The 17,175-nt window shown below is 52.8% G+C and carries 13 protein-coding genes and 2 tRNA genes; 8 read left to right on the top strand and 7 right to left on the bottom strand.

What is annotated here, in order from left to right; genetic code table 11:
- Positions 1 to 38 precede the first annotated feature (38 nt).
- The 3 genes from AB8Q18_10820 to AB8Q18_10810 all read right to left on the bottom strand — a co-directional run bounded on the left by AB8Q18_10820 (position 39) and on the right by AB8Q18_10810 (position 4,725).
- Positions 39 to 1,040 (bottom strand): isopenicillin N synthase family dioxygenase, encoded by a 1,002-nt coding sequence (locus AB8Q18_10820; GenBank protein ID XDZ50677.1) that lies wholly within the window; start codon positions 1,038 to 1,040, stop codon positions 39 to 41.
- Positions 1,041 to 2,360: 1,320 nt separating this feature from the next.
- Positions 2,361 to 3,146 (bottom strand): transporter substrate-binding domain-containing protein, encoded by a 786-nt coding sequence (locus AB8Q18_10815; protein ID XDZ50676.1) that lies wholly within the window; start codon positions 3,144 to 3,146, stop codon positions 2,361 to 2,363.
- Positions 3,147 to 3,462: 316 nt separating this feature from the next.
- On the bottom strand, positions 3,463 to 4,725 hold the full coding sequence (locus AB8Q18_10810; GenBank protein XDZ50675.1) for an NAD(P)/FAD-dependent oxidoreductase: 1,263 nt from the start codon (positions 4,723 to 4,725) through the stop codon (positions 3,463 to 3,465).
- 871 nt (positions 4,726 to 5,596) lie between these two features.
- Between AB8Q18_10810 and AB8Q18_10805 the strand changes: the two genes are divergently transcribed.
- From AB8Q18_10805 to AB8Q18_10770, 8 genes are all read left to right on the top strand, one after another.
- A complete protein-coding gene (locus tag AB8Q18_10805) occupies positions 5,597 to 7,312 on the top strand; it encodes a proline--tRNA ligase (protein ID XDZ50674.1) in 1,716 nt (571 codons plus the stop codon).
- Between the two features lie 43 nt (positions 7,313 to 7,355).
- On the top strand, positions 7,356 to 8,708 hold the full coding sequence (locus AB8Q18_10800) for a deoxyguanosinetriphosphate triphosphohydrolase (GenBank protein XDZ52922.1): 1,353 nt from the start codon (positions 7,356 to 7,358) through the stop codon (positions 8,706 to 8,708).
- Positions 8,709 to 8,736: 28 nt separating this feature from the next.
- A complete protein-coding gene (locus AB8Q18_10795; GenBank protein ID XDZ50673.1) occupies positions 8,737 to 9,486 on the top strand; it encodes a pseudouridine synthase in 750 nt (249 codons plus the stop codon).
- Between the two features lie 11 nt (positions 9,487 to 9,497).
- Positions 9,498 to 10,241: a hypothetical protein gene (locus tag AB8Q18_10790; GenBank protein XDZ50672.1), complete on the top strand. Its 744-nt coding sequence runs from the start codon at positions 9,498 to 9,500 to the stop codon at positions 10,239 to 10,241.
- A 10-nt stretch (positions 10,242 to 10,251) separates the two neighbouring features.
- The gene (gene ribA, locus AB8Q18_10785) at positions 10,252 to 10,878 is read left to right on the top strand and encodes a GTP cyclohydrolase II (GenBank protein XDZ50671.1); all 627 of its coding nucleotides are present in this window, start codon (positions 10,252 to 10,254) and stop codon (positions 10,876 to 10,878) included.
- A 168-nt stretch (positions 10,879 to 11,046) separates the two neighbouring features.
- Positions 11,047 to 11,122, top strand: a tRNA-Val gene (locus tag AB8Q18_10780).
- 4 nt (positions 11,123 to 11,126) lie between these two features.
- Positions 11,127 to 11,203: transfer RNA gene (locus AB8Q18_10775), tRNA-Asp, on the top strand.
- A gap of 303 nt (positions 11,204 to 11,506) precedes the next feature.
- Entirely contained in the window at positions 11,507 to 12,775 is a 1,269-nt protein-coding gene (locus AB8Q18_10770; GenBank protein ID XDZ50670.1) for a Bcr/CflA family multidrug efflux MFS transporter, read from the top strand.
- A gap of 69 nt (positions 12,776 to 12,844) precedes the next feature.
- Here the strand turns inward: AB8Q18_10770 and AB8Q18_10765 are convergent, their stop codons facing one another.
- The 4 genes from AB8Q18_10765 to AB8Q18_10750 form a co-directional block, all read right to left on the bottom strand.
- Positions 12,845 to 14,137 (bottom strand): hypothetical protein, encoded by a 1,293-nt coding sequence (locus AB8Q18_10765; GenBank protein XDZ50669.1) that lies wholly within the window; start codon positions 14,135 to 14,137, stop codon positions 12,845 to 12,847.
- Positions 14,138 to 14,385: 248 nt separating this feature from the next.
- Positions 14,386 to 15,675, bottom strand: coding sequence for a hypothetical protein (locus tag AB8Q18_10760; protein XDZ50668.1), 1,290 nt, complete (start codon positions 15,673 to 15,675; stop codon positions 14,386 to 14,388).
- Between the two features lie 15 nt (positions 15,676 to 15,690).
- Entirely contained in the window at positions 15,691 to 16,584 is an 894-nt protein-coding gene (rbsK, locus tag AB8Q18_10755) for a ribokinase (GenBank protein XDZ50667.1), read from the bottom strand.
- Positions 16,585 to 16,597: 13 nt separating this feature from the next.
- Complete coding sequence (locus AB8Q18_10750) at positions 16,598 to 17,170, bottom strand: C40 family peptidase (GenBank protein XDZ50666.1); 573 nt, start codon at positions 17,168 to 17,170, stop codon at positions 16,598 to 16,600.
- Between the last annotated feature and the right edge of the window lie 5 nt (positions 17,171 to 17,175).

Genomic DNA, 17,175 nt, shown 5'->3' with positions numbered 1-17,175 from the left:
GGTGTTGTTTTATTTTTACTTAAATCTCTTTGAATCTATCACATCGACAAGACGTGTGCATAATGTTTTTGCGCGACGTCGGGATGAGAGCGTAGGCGGCCTTTTAAGGTGTTTTGGCCAACTTGGTAGAACAGCGGATTATTGGGGTCGCTGCTGGGGCCCGTGGCGGCTGCGGCTAAATGCTGTGGCAGCTTCAATAGCGGCACGGTAGCGTCAAGACGGGCGCTCATAAAATAGGCTGAGGAAAAGCGATTGCGGCCCGGTTCGGGGCTGACCACGCGGTGCATGGTGGCCTTTAAGTAACCATTCGAGGCTAATTCTAATAGTTCACCAATGTTGACGACGAAGGTGTTAGGAATGGGTTTGGCCAACACCCACTCATCGCCCATCAAGACTTCTAGGCCGGCTTGATCGTATTGCTGCACAAAGGTCAGATAGCCTGCGTCTTTGTGGGCGCCTACGCCTTGTTCGCTATTGGCCATACCCGGATAGTGAATGATTTTAGAATGCACAAAAGGCTGTGGCGCCACGGTGTCTTGAAACACGTCTTTGGGCTGGGCTAAAGCCAGTGCAAACGCTTGCAGCAATTCTAAAGACAGCTCGGTTTGGCGGCGTTGCCAAGTCAGTAAGATATCGGCCATGTCGGGCAACTGGCTAGGCCACTGGTTTGGCCCCTGTAGCTGTAGCCACGGGGTTTGGGGCGACAGCGTGTTGAGGGCAATGTCTTCAGACATGATGTCAAATTGTTCGCGACTGTCAGGTTTACCGCGGGTCAGCTCGCCTTGCAGATTAGTGTAGCCGCGAAAGTGAGGCGAGTACACCATACGCACGGCCAAGCGGTCAGCTAAAGGCAGGTTGAAAAAGGCTTGGGTCATGTCGTAGACTTGCTGCACCAGCTGTGGTGCTATGCCGTGGCCGCTGAGGTAAAAAAAGCCTACTTCGTGGGCGGCGGTGCGTAAGTCGGTTAAAAAGCGTTCGCGTTCGCTGCCGCCGGCGCGGTATTGGCTGAAATCTAATAGGGGGAGGGTGGCTAAGCTCATGATGGGTCCTTATTGACTAAAAAATTCACAGATGTGCTGAATGGTTTAGCGCGGGCAACAGACGTGATGGGTGTGGGTCACCATGGATTGGTTTCCTTATGTTTTATGGGATCATTGATGGGGATGACTCTAAGGGATAAGCGCTTGGTTTGTAAAAGATTGATTAGGCTTATCTACAGGCCTTTTAGTTATATACGCCAAAGTTTTGGTTATTATGGACGTAAAGACGTCTATAATTAAGGCGTGTTGAGGCTTGTATCTAAGGATGGTTTATTGACCGTCGCGTAGGGTGGGTAAAGCGTAGCGTGTCCACCGTTTTGAATCATTTGTTTCATAATGCTTCGGCTATTTCGCTATTGATTAGTCGTTTTGTTTCGCCCCTTGGGCGACGTCATTTCTTTTGGATGTCCAAAAGAAACGAAGCAAAGAAAAAACACCCCACTTTATCCGCCCGCTACGCGGGTGCCCTCGTTGGCCCGCGCATTGCCGGCGGCAAGAACTCATATTTGAGCCTTCGGCCAAATACTCAAACATGCTTGCCTTAACCGCCCCGGCCCTGCACGAACCGCCTCGGCGGCTAAAAAGGGGACGGTACTTCACTTAAAAGGATACGCGGTGAGCTTAGAGTTAGGTGAGTGATGTTTCAGCTTTCACAAAGAAAAAGATAAAAAATGTCATGTTTAATTATCTAAAAATAACCCTTTAGGTTTGAGTTTAAAGTGTGTGGATTTACTAATATTAATTTCATCTCACCACCTCAGCCCCTCAGTGAAGTACCCGTCCCCTTTTAGTCGCCGAGACGGGTTCTATTGGACCAGATGAAGCGGGCAAGACGCTTGTGGCGGCCGACCGCGCTTTTATAGGAGGGCGCCACTTTTGCACGCGCTGGGCCAATAGGTTCCGCCGAGGGAACCCCCTTCAAAGAAGGGGGCGAATAAGCAGGGGTGGCCTTTTCTTTGCGTACTTTCTTTTGGCCACGCAAAAGAAAGTATGTCGCCTACAGGCGAAAGGCAACCTTTAATCAATAGCGATATAACCGAAGCATTAGCGTCGTTCCAACATTGGAAGGAATACCTTATTGGCCAATAAACCATGATTTATTGTGCCGTTGTTCAACCTATTTTACGGCTACCGTGTTGGCCCTTAGGCGTAGGGTGGGTCGCGACTCACGCGGGATTGGGTTTTAGCGGACGATCACGTTGACGGCGGTGGGCACGCTGCGCTTTGGCCACCCTACACGATGGCGATAAACCATGCGAAAAAGTGAAAAGCCCCTAGTCATCCAAAATGACTAGGGGCTTAAACATTGCTTTATTGAGGTTATTTGAGCCAGCGGTCGCTGGTTTCTTTTAAGGTGCCTTGGCTGTCTAACAGCGACCAAATGAAGGTCATGGTGCGTACAAAATCAGCATCGTCTTTTTGCAGCATAAAGCCCAGCGTGTTGACCTTGGTAAGGGGCTGGTCGACGAAGGCGGCGTATAGGCGCGGCTCTTTCTTGGCGTACAGCAGCGCTTCATAGGTTTCGGTAATCATCACGTCGCCCACGCCAGTGGCGATTAGGTTGGGGATTTCGGCGTTTAAGGCGTGGGTGCTGATGCGTGCTTTGTCCAAATGAGCCAAGACAAACTGTTCGTTGGTGCCGCCTGGGTTTTTAATCACGCGCACATCGGGCTGGTTGAGGCGTTCGACGCTGGTGTATTTGGCCTTGTCGGCGGCGCGAATCAGCGCCACTTTGCCAAAGGGGGCATAGCCTGGTAAAAACGCACTTTTGGTGACGCGGTGGACGTTGCGGCTGATGCCGCCGACGGCAACGTCAAATTGATCGGCCTCAAAATCGGCCATCAGCTTAGGCCAGCTGGTCGGCACAAATTCAACCTTAACGCCAAGTTCGGCCGCCATGAGCTGAATTAAATCAATGTCTAGGCCGCTGTATTGGCCGTCTTGCAGTATGGCAAAAGGCCGGTAGTCGCCAGGCGTGCCCACGCGTAGGGTTTTTTGCGCCAAGATGGTGTCTAGGCGGGCGCCGGCATACGCCGTGCTGGAGAGGCCGCTCAGCAGCAGAATCAGCAGGCATAGCCAGGTGCGCAGGATGGAGTAAGGAGTCATGTGGTTGCCTTTAGAGTGTTCAGTAAACCACTATGGTAAAGCTTTTAGGCCGGTATGCCGCATGGGGGTGGATGCAGAAAACGGCTGAAGACAAAAACTTCTACTGTGGGCTTTGCCGTTTTGGCCCAGATCTGGCTGCTCGTAGGCAGATCGGCTCAGGATGCTGCCAATGGCCAGAGTAAACGGCATGATTCTTGTCTAATGCTTAGGCGCTTAGAAAGGCTGCCTAAGTGTGGCTTTCTGGCCGCATTCGGCGACAGGCTGCCACAGCCACCCACATTAATAGGCAGCGGGTGGCTGTGGCTAACTCATTAGCTTAACGTTTTGCCAGCTGGTTAAGCTTTTCAGAGCTCCATGCGGCGGCTGAGCGCCAAAAGCCCAAAACCGTCATTTGGTGCAGGCGATAGAGGCCAATGTGGGCAATGCTGGCCGCGAGGCCTTTAAATGAGCGGCCTTTGAGGCGGCTGGTGCCGCCAAACACGCCAAATGAAGCGTAGCGCCCGATGGTGACTAAGGAGCCATTGTCATGGTAGACAAATGGTTTTTTCGGCGTTTGGCCGAGGATGATGTCCAAGAAATAGGTGCTGAGGTAAATGGCCTGCTGGCGAGCGACCTGAGCCGTAGGCGGCAAAGGATTGCTTTTGATGCTGCTGCAGTCGCCGATGGCAAACAAGGTTGGGTCGGTGGTGGCTTGAAAGTGGTCGGTCACCACCAGCTGCTGCGTGCGGGTCAGCTCGACGCCTTCTAAGCTGTGCATTAGAGCAGGGGCCTTCACGCCGGCGGTCCAAACGGTTTGGTGGGCGTCAATGCGCTCACCGTTGGACAAGGTGAGGCTGTCGGCGGCCACCGACGTGACGTTTTGGTTGAGGATGACGCGCACGCCGACTTTTTCCAGCGCTAACTGGGCGTGATGGCTGACGTCTTCGGTAAACGTCGGCAGGATGCGGCTGTCGCCCTGAATCAAGGTGATGTCAATGTAGCGGGTGAGCGGTTCGTCGGTGTAGGCCGAAGCATTTTCTAAAAAACGCATCATTTCGCCGCACAGCTCGACGCCGGTCGGGCCTGCACCGACCACCACGATGGGGTATTTTTGCTTATTAGTGGCGGCTTTAATGGTGATGGCGGTGAGTTTTTCAAAAAAATCGGTGGCCTGCTTTAAGTCGTCTATGGTGTGGGCGTGTTCTTTGATGCCGGGGGTGCCGTAGTCATTGGCACAGCTGCCCAAACACAAAATCAAATAATCGTAGGTGAGGGTACGTTCGGGTAAGATTCTCATCCCCAGCGGGCTGTCATAAGGGCTGAGGGTGAGGGTTTTATTGGGCCGATCAATGTGGCTGACTTCGCCTGGATGATATTGGAGGCGATGGCTTTTAGCGTGATTAACAAAGGAGATGCCTTGCTCTTGCGGCGTGGTTGAGCCGGCGGCAAACATGTGCAGCATAGGCTTCCACGTGTGCAGCTGGCTTTTATCGATCAGGTGGATCTGATGGGCGCTGCGGTGTAGGGTTTTGCTCAGCCGAGTGGCCAGCTCTATGCCAGCAATGCCGCCGCCGGCGATGACGATGTTTTTTTGAGTCATGCATGCCTCCTGCCTAAGTGATGAATCTTAAATGATGGATCTTAAATAATGAATTTGATGACTTAATGATATCAGACGCTTAGGCTAAGCGTGAGGGGGATTTTTTGGCGGCGCGAGATGTGGCCGTAGGGTAGGTCGCAACCCACGGGGTTTTGGTTTTAGAGATCGATTACCATCAAAACGGTGGGCACGCTGCGCTTTACACCACCCTATAAATGGCCAACAAACCATGGATTATTGACCGTCGCGTAGGGTGGGTAAAGCGTAGCCTACCCACCACTCCTAACGTGCTCACGTGCCCACATTTAAAACCCGCGTGGGTCACGACCCACCCTACGCTTAAGGGCCTACGCCGTAGGCGTAAAAAAGAGAATAGAGAATAGGGAGCGATACGATAAACCATTATCTTTATCGGTTCAATTTTCTGTGGCGCTGAGTGAATACTTATGCCAAAACTAAGGCTGAATCAGATGGATTCGGCTAATGCTTTGCGTTTCTGTGGGTTATTTTTAAGGCTTAAGTTGTCCACAATATCTGTGGATAAGTTTGTGTGTAAAGTGGGTATAGCCCTGAAAAAGACAATGAAACCAAGCAATATTCTAATATTGCTTAAAAAATGAACTTTTTTAAAATACGTTTTAAAACATAAGGTTATGGTGTTTTTGGGGTTTTGGGTAGTTTTGTAGCGCCTTACTTTGCCTGATTTATAAGCAATGCTTAGTCCATGTGTATAAAGCCCATTTGTCAAGCCCCTGTTGGTTAAAATATTGCTTGATTTAAAAATAGGCTGCAAACAGGGGTAGGCTGGTAGGTAATGGAGCCTGATTACGGTACAATTGGGCATACTTGTTTATATTTCGAAATGAACCTCATGAAATCCAGTCAATTTTTTATTTCTACTTTGAAAAATGCACCCGCAGAAGCGGAGTTGCCTAGCCATCAGTTGATGTTGCGCGCAGGGTTTGTCAAACGTATTGCGTCAGGTTTGTATTCTTGGATGCCGATGGGCCTACGCGTGATGCGTAAGGTTGAGGCCGTGGTGCGTGAAGAAATGAACCGTGCCGGTGCTGTCGAGCTATTGATGCCGGCGGTACAGCCTGCTGAGCTGTGGCAAGAGTCTGGACGCTGGGATTTTTACGGCAAAGAACTGCTGCGCGTGAAAGATCGTCACGAGCGCGATTTTTGTGTGGGCCCAACCCATGAGGAAGTGATTACCGACATCGCTCGTAAAGAAATCAACAGCTATAAGCAAATGCCGTTGAATTTTTATCAGGTACAAACTAAATTTCGCGATGAAGTGCGCCCGCGTTTTGGCGTGATGCGCGCCCGTGAGTTTGTGATGAAAGACGCCTATTCTTTTGACGTGGATGAAGCCGCTATGGCGGTGTCTTATCAAAAGATGTACGACGCTTATTGCCGCATCTTTGATCGCCTAGGCTTGGTGTACCGTCCCGTGGCCGCCGACGGCGGCACCATTGGCGGCAGCCACTCGCATGAATTCCAAGTTTTGGCTGAAAGCGGCGAAGACTTAATTGCGTACAGCACCGAATCAGATTACGCGGCCAACTTAGAAATGGCTGCGACCTTGATGCCTCAGGGCGAACGTGCGCCGGCTGCGGCGGCGTTGACTAAAGTACACACGCCAGGCGTACGCACCATTGCTGACCTAGTGGCGTTTTTGAACGTGGCCATTGAGGCGACGGTTAAGGCCGTGGTGGTTGAGGCAGAAGAAGGCGATGAGCCAGTGCTGCTGTTGCTGCGCGGGGACCATCAGCTCAATGAAGTGAAGGCCGAAAAATTGGCCGGCGTGAAAAGCCCGCTGACTTTTGCCAACGATGCCGCTATTCAGGCTGCCTTTGGTGCTTCAGGTGGCTCTTTGGGCCCTGTAGGCTTTAAGGGTAAGGTGTACGCTGATTTTGCCGTGGCCTTAAGTGCCGACACCGTGGTGGGCGCCAATGAAAACGACCAGCATTACACCGGCTTTAACTTTGGCCGCGATGCGGCTGAGCCTGAGTTTGCTGATTTGCGTAACGTGATTGACGGCGACCCTAGCCCTTGTGGTCAAGGCGTATTGAAGCTAGTGCGTGGGGTTGAAGTCGGCCACGTGTTCCAATTAGGCACCAAATATTCTGAATCCATGAACGCGACGTTCTTGGATCAAAACGGTAAAAGCCAATACATGCAAATGGGCTGTTACGGCATTGGCGTAACGCGTATTGTGGCGGCGGCGATTGAGCAAGGCTTTGACGATAAGGGCATGATTTTTACCGACACCATGGCACCGTTCAGCACCGTGATTGTGCCAATGAACTACCGTAAGAGCGAAACCGTGAAGGCTGCAGCCGATGCGCTGTATGCCGAGCTTGTGGCGGCTGGTGTGGATGTGTTGCTGGACGATAGAGATGAACGTGCCGGCGTGTTGCTGGCCGATTCTGAGCTGTTGGGGATTCCCCATCGCGTGGTGATTGGCGATCGCGCCTTAGCCAATGGCGAAGTGGAATACAAGCAGCGCCGTGCTGAGGCTTCTGAGAACGTGGCCGTGACCGCAGTGGCGGCCCGCATTGTTGAGGCCTTAAACGCTAAGTAAACCATGAGGAGGCTGAGTGACCCAAACGACTGACGCGACCCGTATGCGTTGGGCGCAATTATTAAGCGCCCAGCGTTATAAAACCTCGCCACAAGGGCAGATTGTGCCGACCAGTACGCCGTCTACGCTGGAAGGCGTGGACGCCTTACGCACTGATTTTCACATCGATTACGACCGCGTGGTGTTTTCGGGGGCGTTTCGCCGGCTGGGGCGTAAGACTCAGGTGCATCCGTTTGCTAAACATGATCACACCCATAACCGTTTGACCCACAGCGTTGAGGTGGCCAGCGTAGGCCGCAGCTTGGGGAATCGGGTTGGGGTGATGATGCGCTCCGGCGGCTTTTTGCCTGAGGCCAATCGAGCTTCAGACATTGGGGCGATTGTGCAAGTGGCCTGTTTGGCCCACGATTTGGGCAATCCACCTTTTGGCCACACGGGCGAAGAGGCTCTGCGGGCTTGGTTTCGAGACCCGGCGCAGCGACATTATTTAACTGGCTTGACCGACGATCAGTGTGCCGACGTCAGTACCTATGAAGGCAACGCCAACAGCTTACGGCTGGTAGCGAGTACCGAAATGTACCGTAACCGTGGCGGCATGCGCTTGAGCGCGGCCACGATAGGGGCATTGTTGAAATACCCCTGGACCAGTGCCGACCCACACGGACGTGGCCAGAAATTTAATATTTACCAAACCGAATTAAGCTTTATTCGGACCGTGGCCGCCGACTTGGGGCTGCCTGAGCTGGCAGCGAACCGCTGGGCGCGCCATCCGCTATCGTATTTGATGGAGGCGGCCGACGATATTTGCTATGCGTTGTTGGATTTAGAGGATGCAGTTGAAATTGGTTTGATTGAAGACCTCGAGTTTGAAAAGATTTTGGCCAGAGTGACGTCTACTGAGCGCACGTGGCAGGCGCAAAGCTCGCGTCAGCGCTGCGCCATGCTGCGCGGCATTGCCATCGGCAAGGCGATTGACGACGTGGCGCAAAAATTTATGCTGCATCAGCAAGAGTTGCTGAACGGGACGTTTGTGCCCAAAGATTTACTCAGCATCAGCAGTGAGCCCATCCAAGAGGCCTTATTTCAGGCCAAGGAGTTGGCTCGTCAAAAAATCTATCGTCACCGCACCAAGCTGATGACGGAGATTGCCTCTTTCCCCTGTATTGGGGCTATTTTAGGCGCCCTGGTGCCGGCCGCGTTTGCCTACGTCAACGGCGGTGAGCTGGGGGTGCGTAACGGCATGATTCTGGATTTATTAGAGGATGAGCCTTTGGCGCCTGATGATGATTTATACACGGCATACATGAAGATTCTGGACTTTGTTGGCGGCATGACCGACAACAGTGCCGCACAAATGGCACGAGACCTTTCTGGTTTTGGTTTGGGCTTGGATTGATGCCTTCACTTTTCTATAGAAATACACTATGACAGATTTATTAGACGTAAACGAACCGATGCGCCTGTCCAAACGCATGGCGCAGCTAGGCCTGTGTTCGCGCCGTGAGGCTGATGGCTATATTGAACAAGGCTGGGTTAAGGTAAACGGCGCGGTAGCGGTGCTGGGGCAGAAAGTGACTGTGGCTGATCGCATCGATCTGGATCGCCAAGTGCACCAAAAACAGGCGTCGCGCGTCACCATCTTGCTGAATAAGCCCGTGGGCTACGTCAGTGCTCAGGCTGAACATGGCTACGATACGGCCGCTAGCTTGATCACCGCCGCGAATCATTGGGCGGATGATCCAAGCCGAATCAAGTTTGACAAGTATCACGCCTATTCTTTGGCCCCGGCTGGGCGCCTAGACATCGATTCAACCGGGCTCTTAGTGCTGACTCAGGATGGCCGTGTGGCCAAGCGCATCATTGGTGAGACCTCAGACATTGATAAAGAATATTTGGTGCGTGTTGAAGGTGCATTAAGCGAGGAGGGCTTGAAAAAGCTCAATCATGGCTTAAGCTTAGATGGGAAGCCTTTGCAACCGGCTAAGGTGACTTGGCAAAATGAAGACCAGCTGCGCTTTGTGCTGCGAGAAGGTAAAAAACGCCAAATTCGCCGTATGTGTGAGCTGGTTGGCCTGCACGTGGTGGGGCTGAAGCGCATCCGCATCGGTAAGATTAAGCTGGGCCAGCTGCCGCAAGGGCAGTGGCGCTATTTACATGAAGATGAATCATTTTAAAAGATAAAACAATGTCCTACGTATTGGTTAAAGATTATGTCGAAACCCAAGGGTTTAACCTGCCTTTGGAAGAAGTACAAGTGGCCCACATGACTTTAAACGCCATTTTGGCGATGCAGCACACCCATGTGGCGACGGCAGATTTGCTGTCGCTGCCGCTGATTTTGCAGGGCAGCGATGGCGTGTATGACGCCGCTGGTCGCTTAGACAGCGAGCGCTTAAATCTATTGCCCTATTTCAAAAACGATGCGGTTGAGATCCGTGCCGGCTTGGCTGGGCTGAACGCCTGTTTGGATTCCATTACCGATCGACACCCTTTGCTGCGCGTGAGCGTGTACGCTTTACTGCCAGACATGGCAGAGCCAGGAGAGATGGAGTTGGTGTGTATGGCCAATATGGGGCGCGCCAGCGAAGGGGTGCTGCTGGTGAATGAGCAAGAAAGCATGCGTCATCACGCCAGTCGTGTGGCCAAAACGGCCTGGGGTGTGGTGGTGGATGATGTGCCTTATTGGGTGTCATTGGGCGAATTAAGCCAGGTGCGCGATCCCAATACCCAAAGCGAAATGTGCTTGCCCATCTGTACCGAAACCGGTGCCGTTGTGGGCGTGGTGCATGCCGAGAGTGAGCGTAAGCACGCCTTTGATGAGGCCACGCAATCATGGTTGGTGGCCTTGGCCTTGGCGGCCGAGCCCGTGATCACTGCCATGCCGTGGTTGCATGTAGAAGATCATGATCAAGACGATGAGCAAGGCTAGGGGATAAGGCATGGAACACACAGAACACAATCAGCACAATCAACCGGTGCATTTGAACTTCATTGCGGCCTGTCGGCTGCCGACTGAGTGGGGTGACTTCACCATGCATGGCTTTGAAGAATTGGCTACGGGGCAGGAGCATGTGGCCTTGAGCATGGGCACACTAGATGCTGCTGAGCCGGTGTTGATGCGCCTGCATTCGGAGTGCTTGACCGGTGACGCCTTGTTTTCAAAGCGCTGTGACTGTGGCCCGCAGCTACAGGCGGCCATGCAGGCCGTTGGTGAGCTAGGCCGTGGGGTGATTTTGTATTTACGCCAAGAAGGTCGTGGCATTGGCTTAATCAATAAGATTCGCGCCTATCAGCTGCAAGATCAGGGTATGGATACGGTTGAGGCCAACGTGGCTTTAGGCCTGCCGGTGGATGCGCGTAATTTTGCTTTAGCCAAAGACATGCTACACGTTTTGGGCGTGGATTCGGTGCGTTTGATGACCAATAACCCCGATAAGGTGAAGACCCTGCAAGAGTTGGGGATTAATGTAGTGGATCGAGTGCCGCTTGAAGTGGGGCGTAATCCTGCCAATGCATTTTATTTGGACACTAAGGCTGATAAATTAGGCCATATATTGGCTAAGTAATGGCTCAAAGAGGCCCGTATTATCTGGGCTGGCGGTCAGTTGAGCAAGGTTTTTTTGATTTATATTCGCTGTCGGATCAATTGATTAATGATTTGTGATTAAAAAAAACCAGCGAACGCTTGCCAAGGGGTGGGGGATGTGGTTTAATACGCTCCTCTTGGCGACAAGGGGTGATTAGCTCAGTTGGTAGAGCGCCTGCCTTACAAGCAGGATGTCGGCGGTTCGACTCCGTCATCACCCACCAAAATGGAGTGGTAGTTCAGTTGGTTAGAATACCGGCCTGTCACGCCGGGGGTCGCGGGTTCGAGTCCCGTCCACTCCGCCAAGAATTAAAAAAACCTTTGTTGAAAAACAAAGGTTTTTTTGCGTTCGCGCTGGCTGGCTATTGGCCCTATGGGTGGACAGGGCCGTCTTTTTAGCGCATCATCTAGCCATCTGCCGCCTTTGGGCAGCCTTCTTGGTGGGCTTGATGTATCTGTTTTAAGCCCACGCCTTAGCGCGGCAACCTCATAAATCCAGTGGTGCTCGAACGCCACGTCGTCCTTTAAGTGCACAGCTACCGTCAAGGTGGCTTTTTGTTGTGTTTGATAAAGGACACCCCACACCGACACACATTGATTAGGTATATATGATTTCCTCTTCCTCGCCTCATCCCTTACTCAGCAGCGTGAATCAAAAGCGACTGATTTTCATTTTAGGCTGCATCTCGATGCTGATGCCGCTGTCGATTGATCTGTACTTACCCAGTTTTACCGAGATTGCGCATACCTACGGCACCACTGATGGCATGGTGTCGCTGACCATTGGCAGCTATCTGGCCGGTTTTGGTCTAGGACAATTGGTCTACGGCCCCATTTCGGACAGCTTTGGCCGCAAGCCCATCATTATTTTTGGCCTTTTGGCATTTATGGCGGCCACCATTGGCTGTGCCTATGCGCCGACGATTGATGCCTTGATTGGCATGCGCTTTGTGCACGGCTTTGCAGCCGCATCGTGCGTGGTGGTGATTAACGCCTTGCTGCGCGACCTGTTTGATAAGGAAGACTTCTCACGCACGCTGTCGTTTGTGACCCTAGTGTCGAACGTGGCGCCCCTATTGGCGCCGATTATTGGCGGTTGGATCATCATTTGGTATCCGTGGCAGGTGATGTTTGGGGTGTTGGCGGCCTGTGCTTTGGTGGTGTTGGGCTTAGTGGCAGCCTACATTCCGGAGACGCTGCGCAAAGAGTACCGAGTGCCCTTTAGTTTGGCCAAAACCTTTGGCCATTTTATTGCGCTGTTTGGGCACAAGAAAATGCTGTGCTATATGTTGGCCGGCGCATTTTCGAGCATGGGTTTATTTAGCTTCTTGAGCTTTGGTACCGTGGTCTACATTAAGCTGTATGGCGTATCGGTGCAGAACTTTGGCTATTTCTTTGCCTTTAATATTGTCACAATGATGAGTTTGACCACGATGAATACGCGCTTGGTGCACCGTTTGGGCACCATGAATATGCTCAAGCTGGGCTTGAGCATTCAGGGCACGATGGGGGTGTTGATGCTGCTGGTGACGGTGTTTGATTTAGGCTTCATTCCCTTGGTGTTGTGCGTGGCGGGTTATATTGGCTGTGTGTCGATGATTGGCTCGAATTTGATGGCGACCACGCTGTCTCAGTTCCCGCACATGTCGGGAACGGTGTCGTCTTTGGCGGGCACGCTGCGCTTCTTTATTTCATCGGTGGCGGTGATGCTGCTGTCGATGTTTTTACAAAACCAGCAGGCGCGTGAGGCAGCGCTGGGCGTGGTCGATTCGCATTCGCCGCAGTGGGTGATGGTGGGGGCGATGAGCGCCAGCGTCTTCTTGGCTATTTTATTTTTATGGGTCGGGGCTAAGGCTGCGGATAAAGACATTGCCTAAGGTTTGATATGGGCGATGCCCTTAATGAACAAAAAAAAGCTGCCCTAGGGCAGCTTTTTTTATGAGCGCTTAATGGAACAGCGCTGGATCGATGTCGTAGATATTCTCTTCAGCTGGGGTGACCGTCCAGGTTGGGCGGCCAAAGTTGCTGTTTTTCATGCTGGTGCCAATGGTGAATTGGATGTCTTCGTCGGTGATCGTCATTTCCAAATACATGCCTAAGAAGCGATCGCCGCTGCCTAAATAGTATTGAGTCACGATTTGGCCGCTATCGGCTTTGTCTAGGTCTAAGCCCATCATCATCATCTCAGGCATGACTTCTAACTGGTCCAAGAAGCTTTGCACCGGCTCTGGCAATGGCTTGCCTTCATAGCTTTCTAGGAAGGCGTCAACGTTGGTTTTAAAGTGGCCAATGGTGTTGGCAGAAAAGGCCATCATTTCTGGCAAGGTTTGGCTCATGGTGATTTGCTGGCGGGCGCCTAATTTCTTACCGAAGGCGTCGACCGGAGCAAACTTAAGCTGTTCTGGCTTGACTTCAGCTAAGGCTTTTTTCATGGCGTCTAAATACGCCTTGCCCAACTCTTTGACCGGGATGTCTTTGAGTAAGTCTTTATCAAATTTATAGCGTAAGAATCGACCGTTGGCGTCGGCAATGCCGTATTCGTCTAAGCCAAAGGCCCAGCCAAAGGTCGACGTGATGGCTGAAGGATCGGCCAATACTTCACCCTTGCTTAGGTTCAGCGCCATGGGTACAGAGGCTTTGGCTTCAATATTGTTACCGTAATATTGGATGCTGGGGGTCATCTCCAGACGGCCATTGGGTAAATCCATGGCGCCCTTGGCCACGAAGCTGAAGTTTTTTAAGGTGTTGAAGATGCCATCTTGACGCGCTTGGCTACGTTTTTGATAGGCTGAGTCGCTGTAATAGTCATCGTCGTTGCCGCGTTGTTCGGCGCTGATGAGGGCATCAATATTGGCTACGTCATAGGCGTCGTCTAGTTGAATTTCAATGTCGGCGGCCTCTTGGGTGGCATCGATGCCAGCATAGGCTTTGGCGTCAGCGGCAGCTGCATCGGCAGCCATGGCATAGGCGCTGGCTTCTTCAGCGGCCTCAGCGGCCGCCTCCGCTGCATCAGCGGCTTCGGTTGCTGCGGCTACGGGTACTTGGCCCGCAGGCGTAAACGCGGTGAGCTTGCCTTCAATTTCAAAGTTGTAGCGGTTGTCTACGGTGAATGAGCGCTCGTAGGCGCGGCTGAGGTGATCAGCCGCGGTGGCGTCTTGGGGGAGTGAAGACATGTTGGCACAGCCAATAAGGCTGAGGCTGAGCGCCAGCGCGCTGACTGTCTTTAATGAAAAAGTCATGTTAGGCCTTTTATTCTAAAGTTGGATGGGCATGCACGGAGGCAAACACGGTTGTCAGACAGAACAATAAGGGATTTCAGCCATTTAGACAACCTTAAATATGGCTTTAGCTTGATTAGATGAGGCTTAATGGGGCTAAGTGGGTGGGTTTAAGATTTTGTTTTTTGACGTGATTTTATGGGTTAAAAAAGCCACCGAGGCGCTTGGCGCTCGGTGGCTTTTTTGGGGTGCTTAGAGGGTGCTGGTGCTTATTCGATGACGGCTACAGCAGGTTCGGCCCAGGCGGCGGCGTCTACGCTGTCGGTGTCAATGAGGGATTCCTCTTCATCGTCAGCCGATGATGCCTCTGCACCAGCGCTGATTAAGGTCGCCCAGGCTTGATCGGTGAGGAGGGTGACGTCGGCGTCGATCACTTTGGCTTTTTTGGTGTTGATCTGCCAGGTTGGGCGGCCAAAATTGCTTAAGTGGGTACGGCTATTGATGTCGAGTTTAAAGGCATCAAGGTTCAGCTTGGCACCATCGCTTTGGCCAACGAGGCGATTATTGCCGTCTAGATAAAGCGACTGTTTGATGGCCAGCTGCTGAGTGTCGGTGCTGAGCTGGCTGTCTTTGGGTAAGAGCTCGGTGAGTAGGCTCGTTGCCAGAGCGCGTGACACTTGCTGGGCGTCTAAATCAATGTCCTGAATGGCCTTGACCAGATGTGCTGGTAAGGCTTTACCTTGATATTTTTTAAAGTAGGCGATGCTGCCTTCCAGCAGGTGTTGTTCTAATACGCTCGTATAGTCTAGGTATTCCTCTAGGCTTAAGATGGCGTTGATTTGCTGAGTGGCGTGAATGCTTTTACCCCAATCGTCGACGGCCACCATTTGAATGCGCTCAGGCGGCATATTGGCGACGGCTTTGGCATAGCTGTCGACGTAGATTTGTAAGAAGTGCTGGATTGGGATTTCTTTACCAATTGCTTTTAGATCGGCCAGGGCCTTAGGTTCGGCCAAGTTGATGCGATAAAAGGTGCCGGCAGGCTGTTGATAGGGTTGTAGCCAGCTGAGCTCGGGCAATGAGTTGGTGATGGCGGCTGGGTCAATATAAAAGCTGTTTTGGCTCAGATCAAGGAGCATGGGCAGCTTTGCCTTGGCGCTGGCGTTGGGAATTTCAAAACGCACCGCCGGAATGACCTCTAGCTTGCCGCGGCGCATGTCTACGGCGCCGCTGGCATCGATGTTGAGGCCCATGATGATTTTTTTACCGCTCATCAGTTTTTGGCTTAGGCTGTTGCTGAGTTCGGCCAGTTCAGGGTATTGGGCATCGGCCTCGGCATCGTGCACATGGGCGCTTTTCTCGGCGTCGACTAAGGTCAATTCGTCGACTTTTAGGTTGATGTCAAAGTTGTAGCTGTGCTCGTGCAGCAAATGGTTGCTGGTGGCGTAGGTCATGCGTTCGGCTGGGCTCGCGTCTGGGGCCAGCGGCGTTAGTTGGGCGCAGCCAATCAGGCTGGTGCAAAGGGTCAGCGCCGTTAAGTGGCGAAAAGAAACACGCATAAGAAGCTTTCTGGATTAACCTTGAGAGTGAATGAATTCGGTCAGCTGCGCGGCACTGGGCATGCCGGCTTGGGCGCCTAGCTGGGTGACTGCAAGGGCGCCAGCTGCGCAGGCTTTGGCCACGGCCTGTTCTAGGCCCTGGTTGAGATAAACGGCCAGCGCGGCGTTAAAGGTGTCGCCAGCACCGGTGCTGTCGACGGCCTGGATCGTAAAGCTGGGCTGATGCCGTAGGCCGTGCTGTGTGGGGTCTAAATAATAAGCGCCATCTTGGCCGTGGGTCATGACGACGGTGCAGGGTAAAGCAGCCAGCTGGCTGGTTAAGTCTGCGTGGTTAGGGCTGAGTATCGCCAGTTCGTGTTCGTTGGGCGTGAGGTAGTCAATCAGTGGCCATAAATCGGTCGGCAAGGTTTGTGCGGGTGCGGGGTTCAGTAGGAAGGGCACTTGAGCCTGTCGACACAGTTCGGCGGCCCGCTGTACACAGCTTAAGGGAATCTCCAGCTGGCACAGCACCACGTCGGCGCTGTGAATCAGCTCGATCTGGGCCTCGATGTGGGCGGGCGTCAGCGCATGATTGGCACCGGCCACCACGATGATGTGGTTGTCGGCTTCAGCTACGGTGATGCTGGCAATGCCGGTGCGTTGGTGCGCCAAGATGGCGACGGCATCGGTGTTGACGCCTTCGGCTCTGAGACCTTGGCACAGTTCTTGGCCAAAGGCGTCATCGCCCACGGCGCCGATGAGGCTGACCTGAGCGCCTAGGCGCGCTGCCGCTACGGCCTGATTAGCGCCTTTGCCGCCCATAAACGTGTTGAATTGCTGGCCTAAAATGGTTTCACCCGGCGCGGCAAAGCGCTCGGCCTGGGTGACTAAGTCCATATTGAGGCTGCCAATGACCAAGATGTGTCGCATAGGGTGAGTCATCCTAACGGGCAAAGAAGGTACGCGCACCGGTGAAGCGTGGTGCGAAGTAGGGGTTGTCTAGGCTGGCGGTGCGAATGGTGCCGTTGCTTGAGGGGGCGTGCACAAATTGATTGTTGCCGATGTAAATGCCCACGTGTGAGAACGGGTTGTTGCCAGAAGTGTTAAAAAACACTAAATCGCCGGCTTTGAGCTGGCTTTTTTTGATGCTGCGGCTAGAAAAAGCCAAGTCTTTAGCCGTGCGCGGCAGTGGCACGGTGAGGGCCTGGTTGTAGACATAGGTGACCAAGCCTGAGCAGTCAAAGCCGGTGCTGGTGCTGTTGCCGCCGTACTGATAGGGCGTGCCGATTAGGCCCATGGCGTACATGGCGATTTCTGGGCCACCTTGGCTTGAGGAAATATGGCTGATTTGAATCGGCTTTTTGCTTTGTGCGACCATGCCAGGACGGGGCTTAGGCGGTTTTTTGCTGCCGCAGGCGGCTACAGACAAAGCCAGCAAAACAAGGCTCAGCAGCAAAAGCGTGCGCTGCCAAGGGCGCCGAAGGTCGGCGTAGCGAGAGGTGCTGGCTGTGTGCATATTTG

The sequence above is a fragment of the Neisseriaceae bacterium CLB008 genome, assembly GCA_041228285.1.
In the GTDB taxonomy this organism is placed as follows: domain Bacteria; phylum Pseudomonadota; class Gammaproteobacteria; order Burkholderiales; family Neisseriaceae; genus JAGNPU01.
Note: the sequence above shows the minus strand (reverse complement) of the source record. Positions and strands in the feature narration are given on the sequence as shown.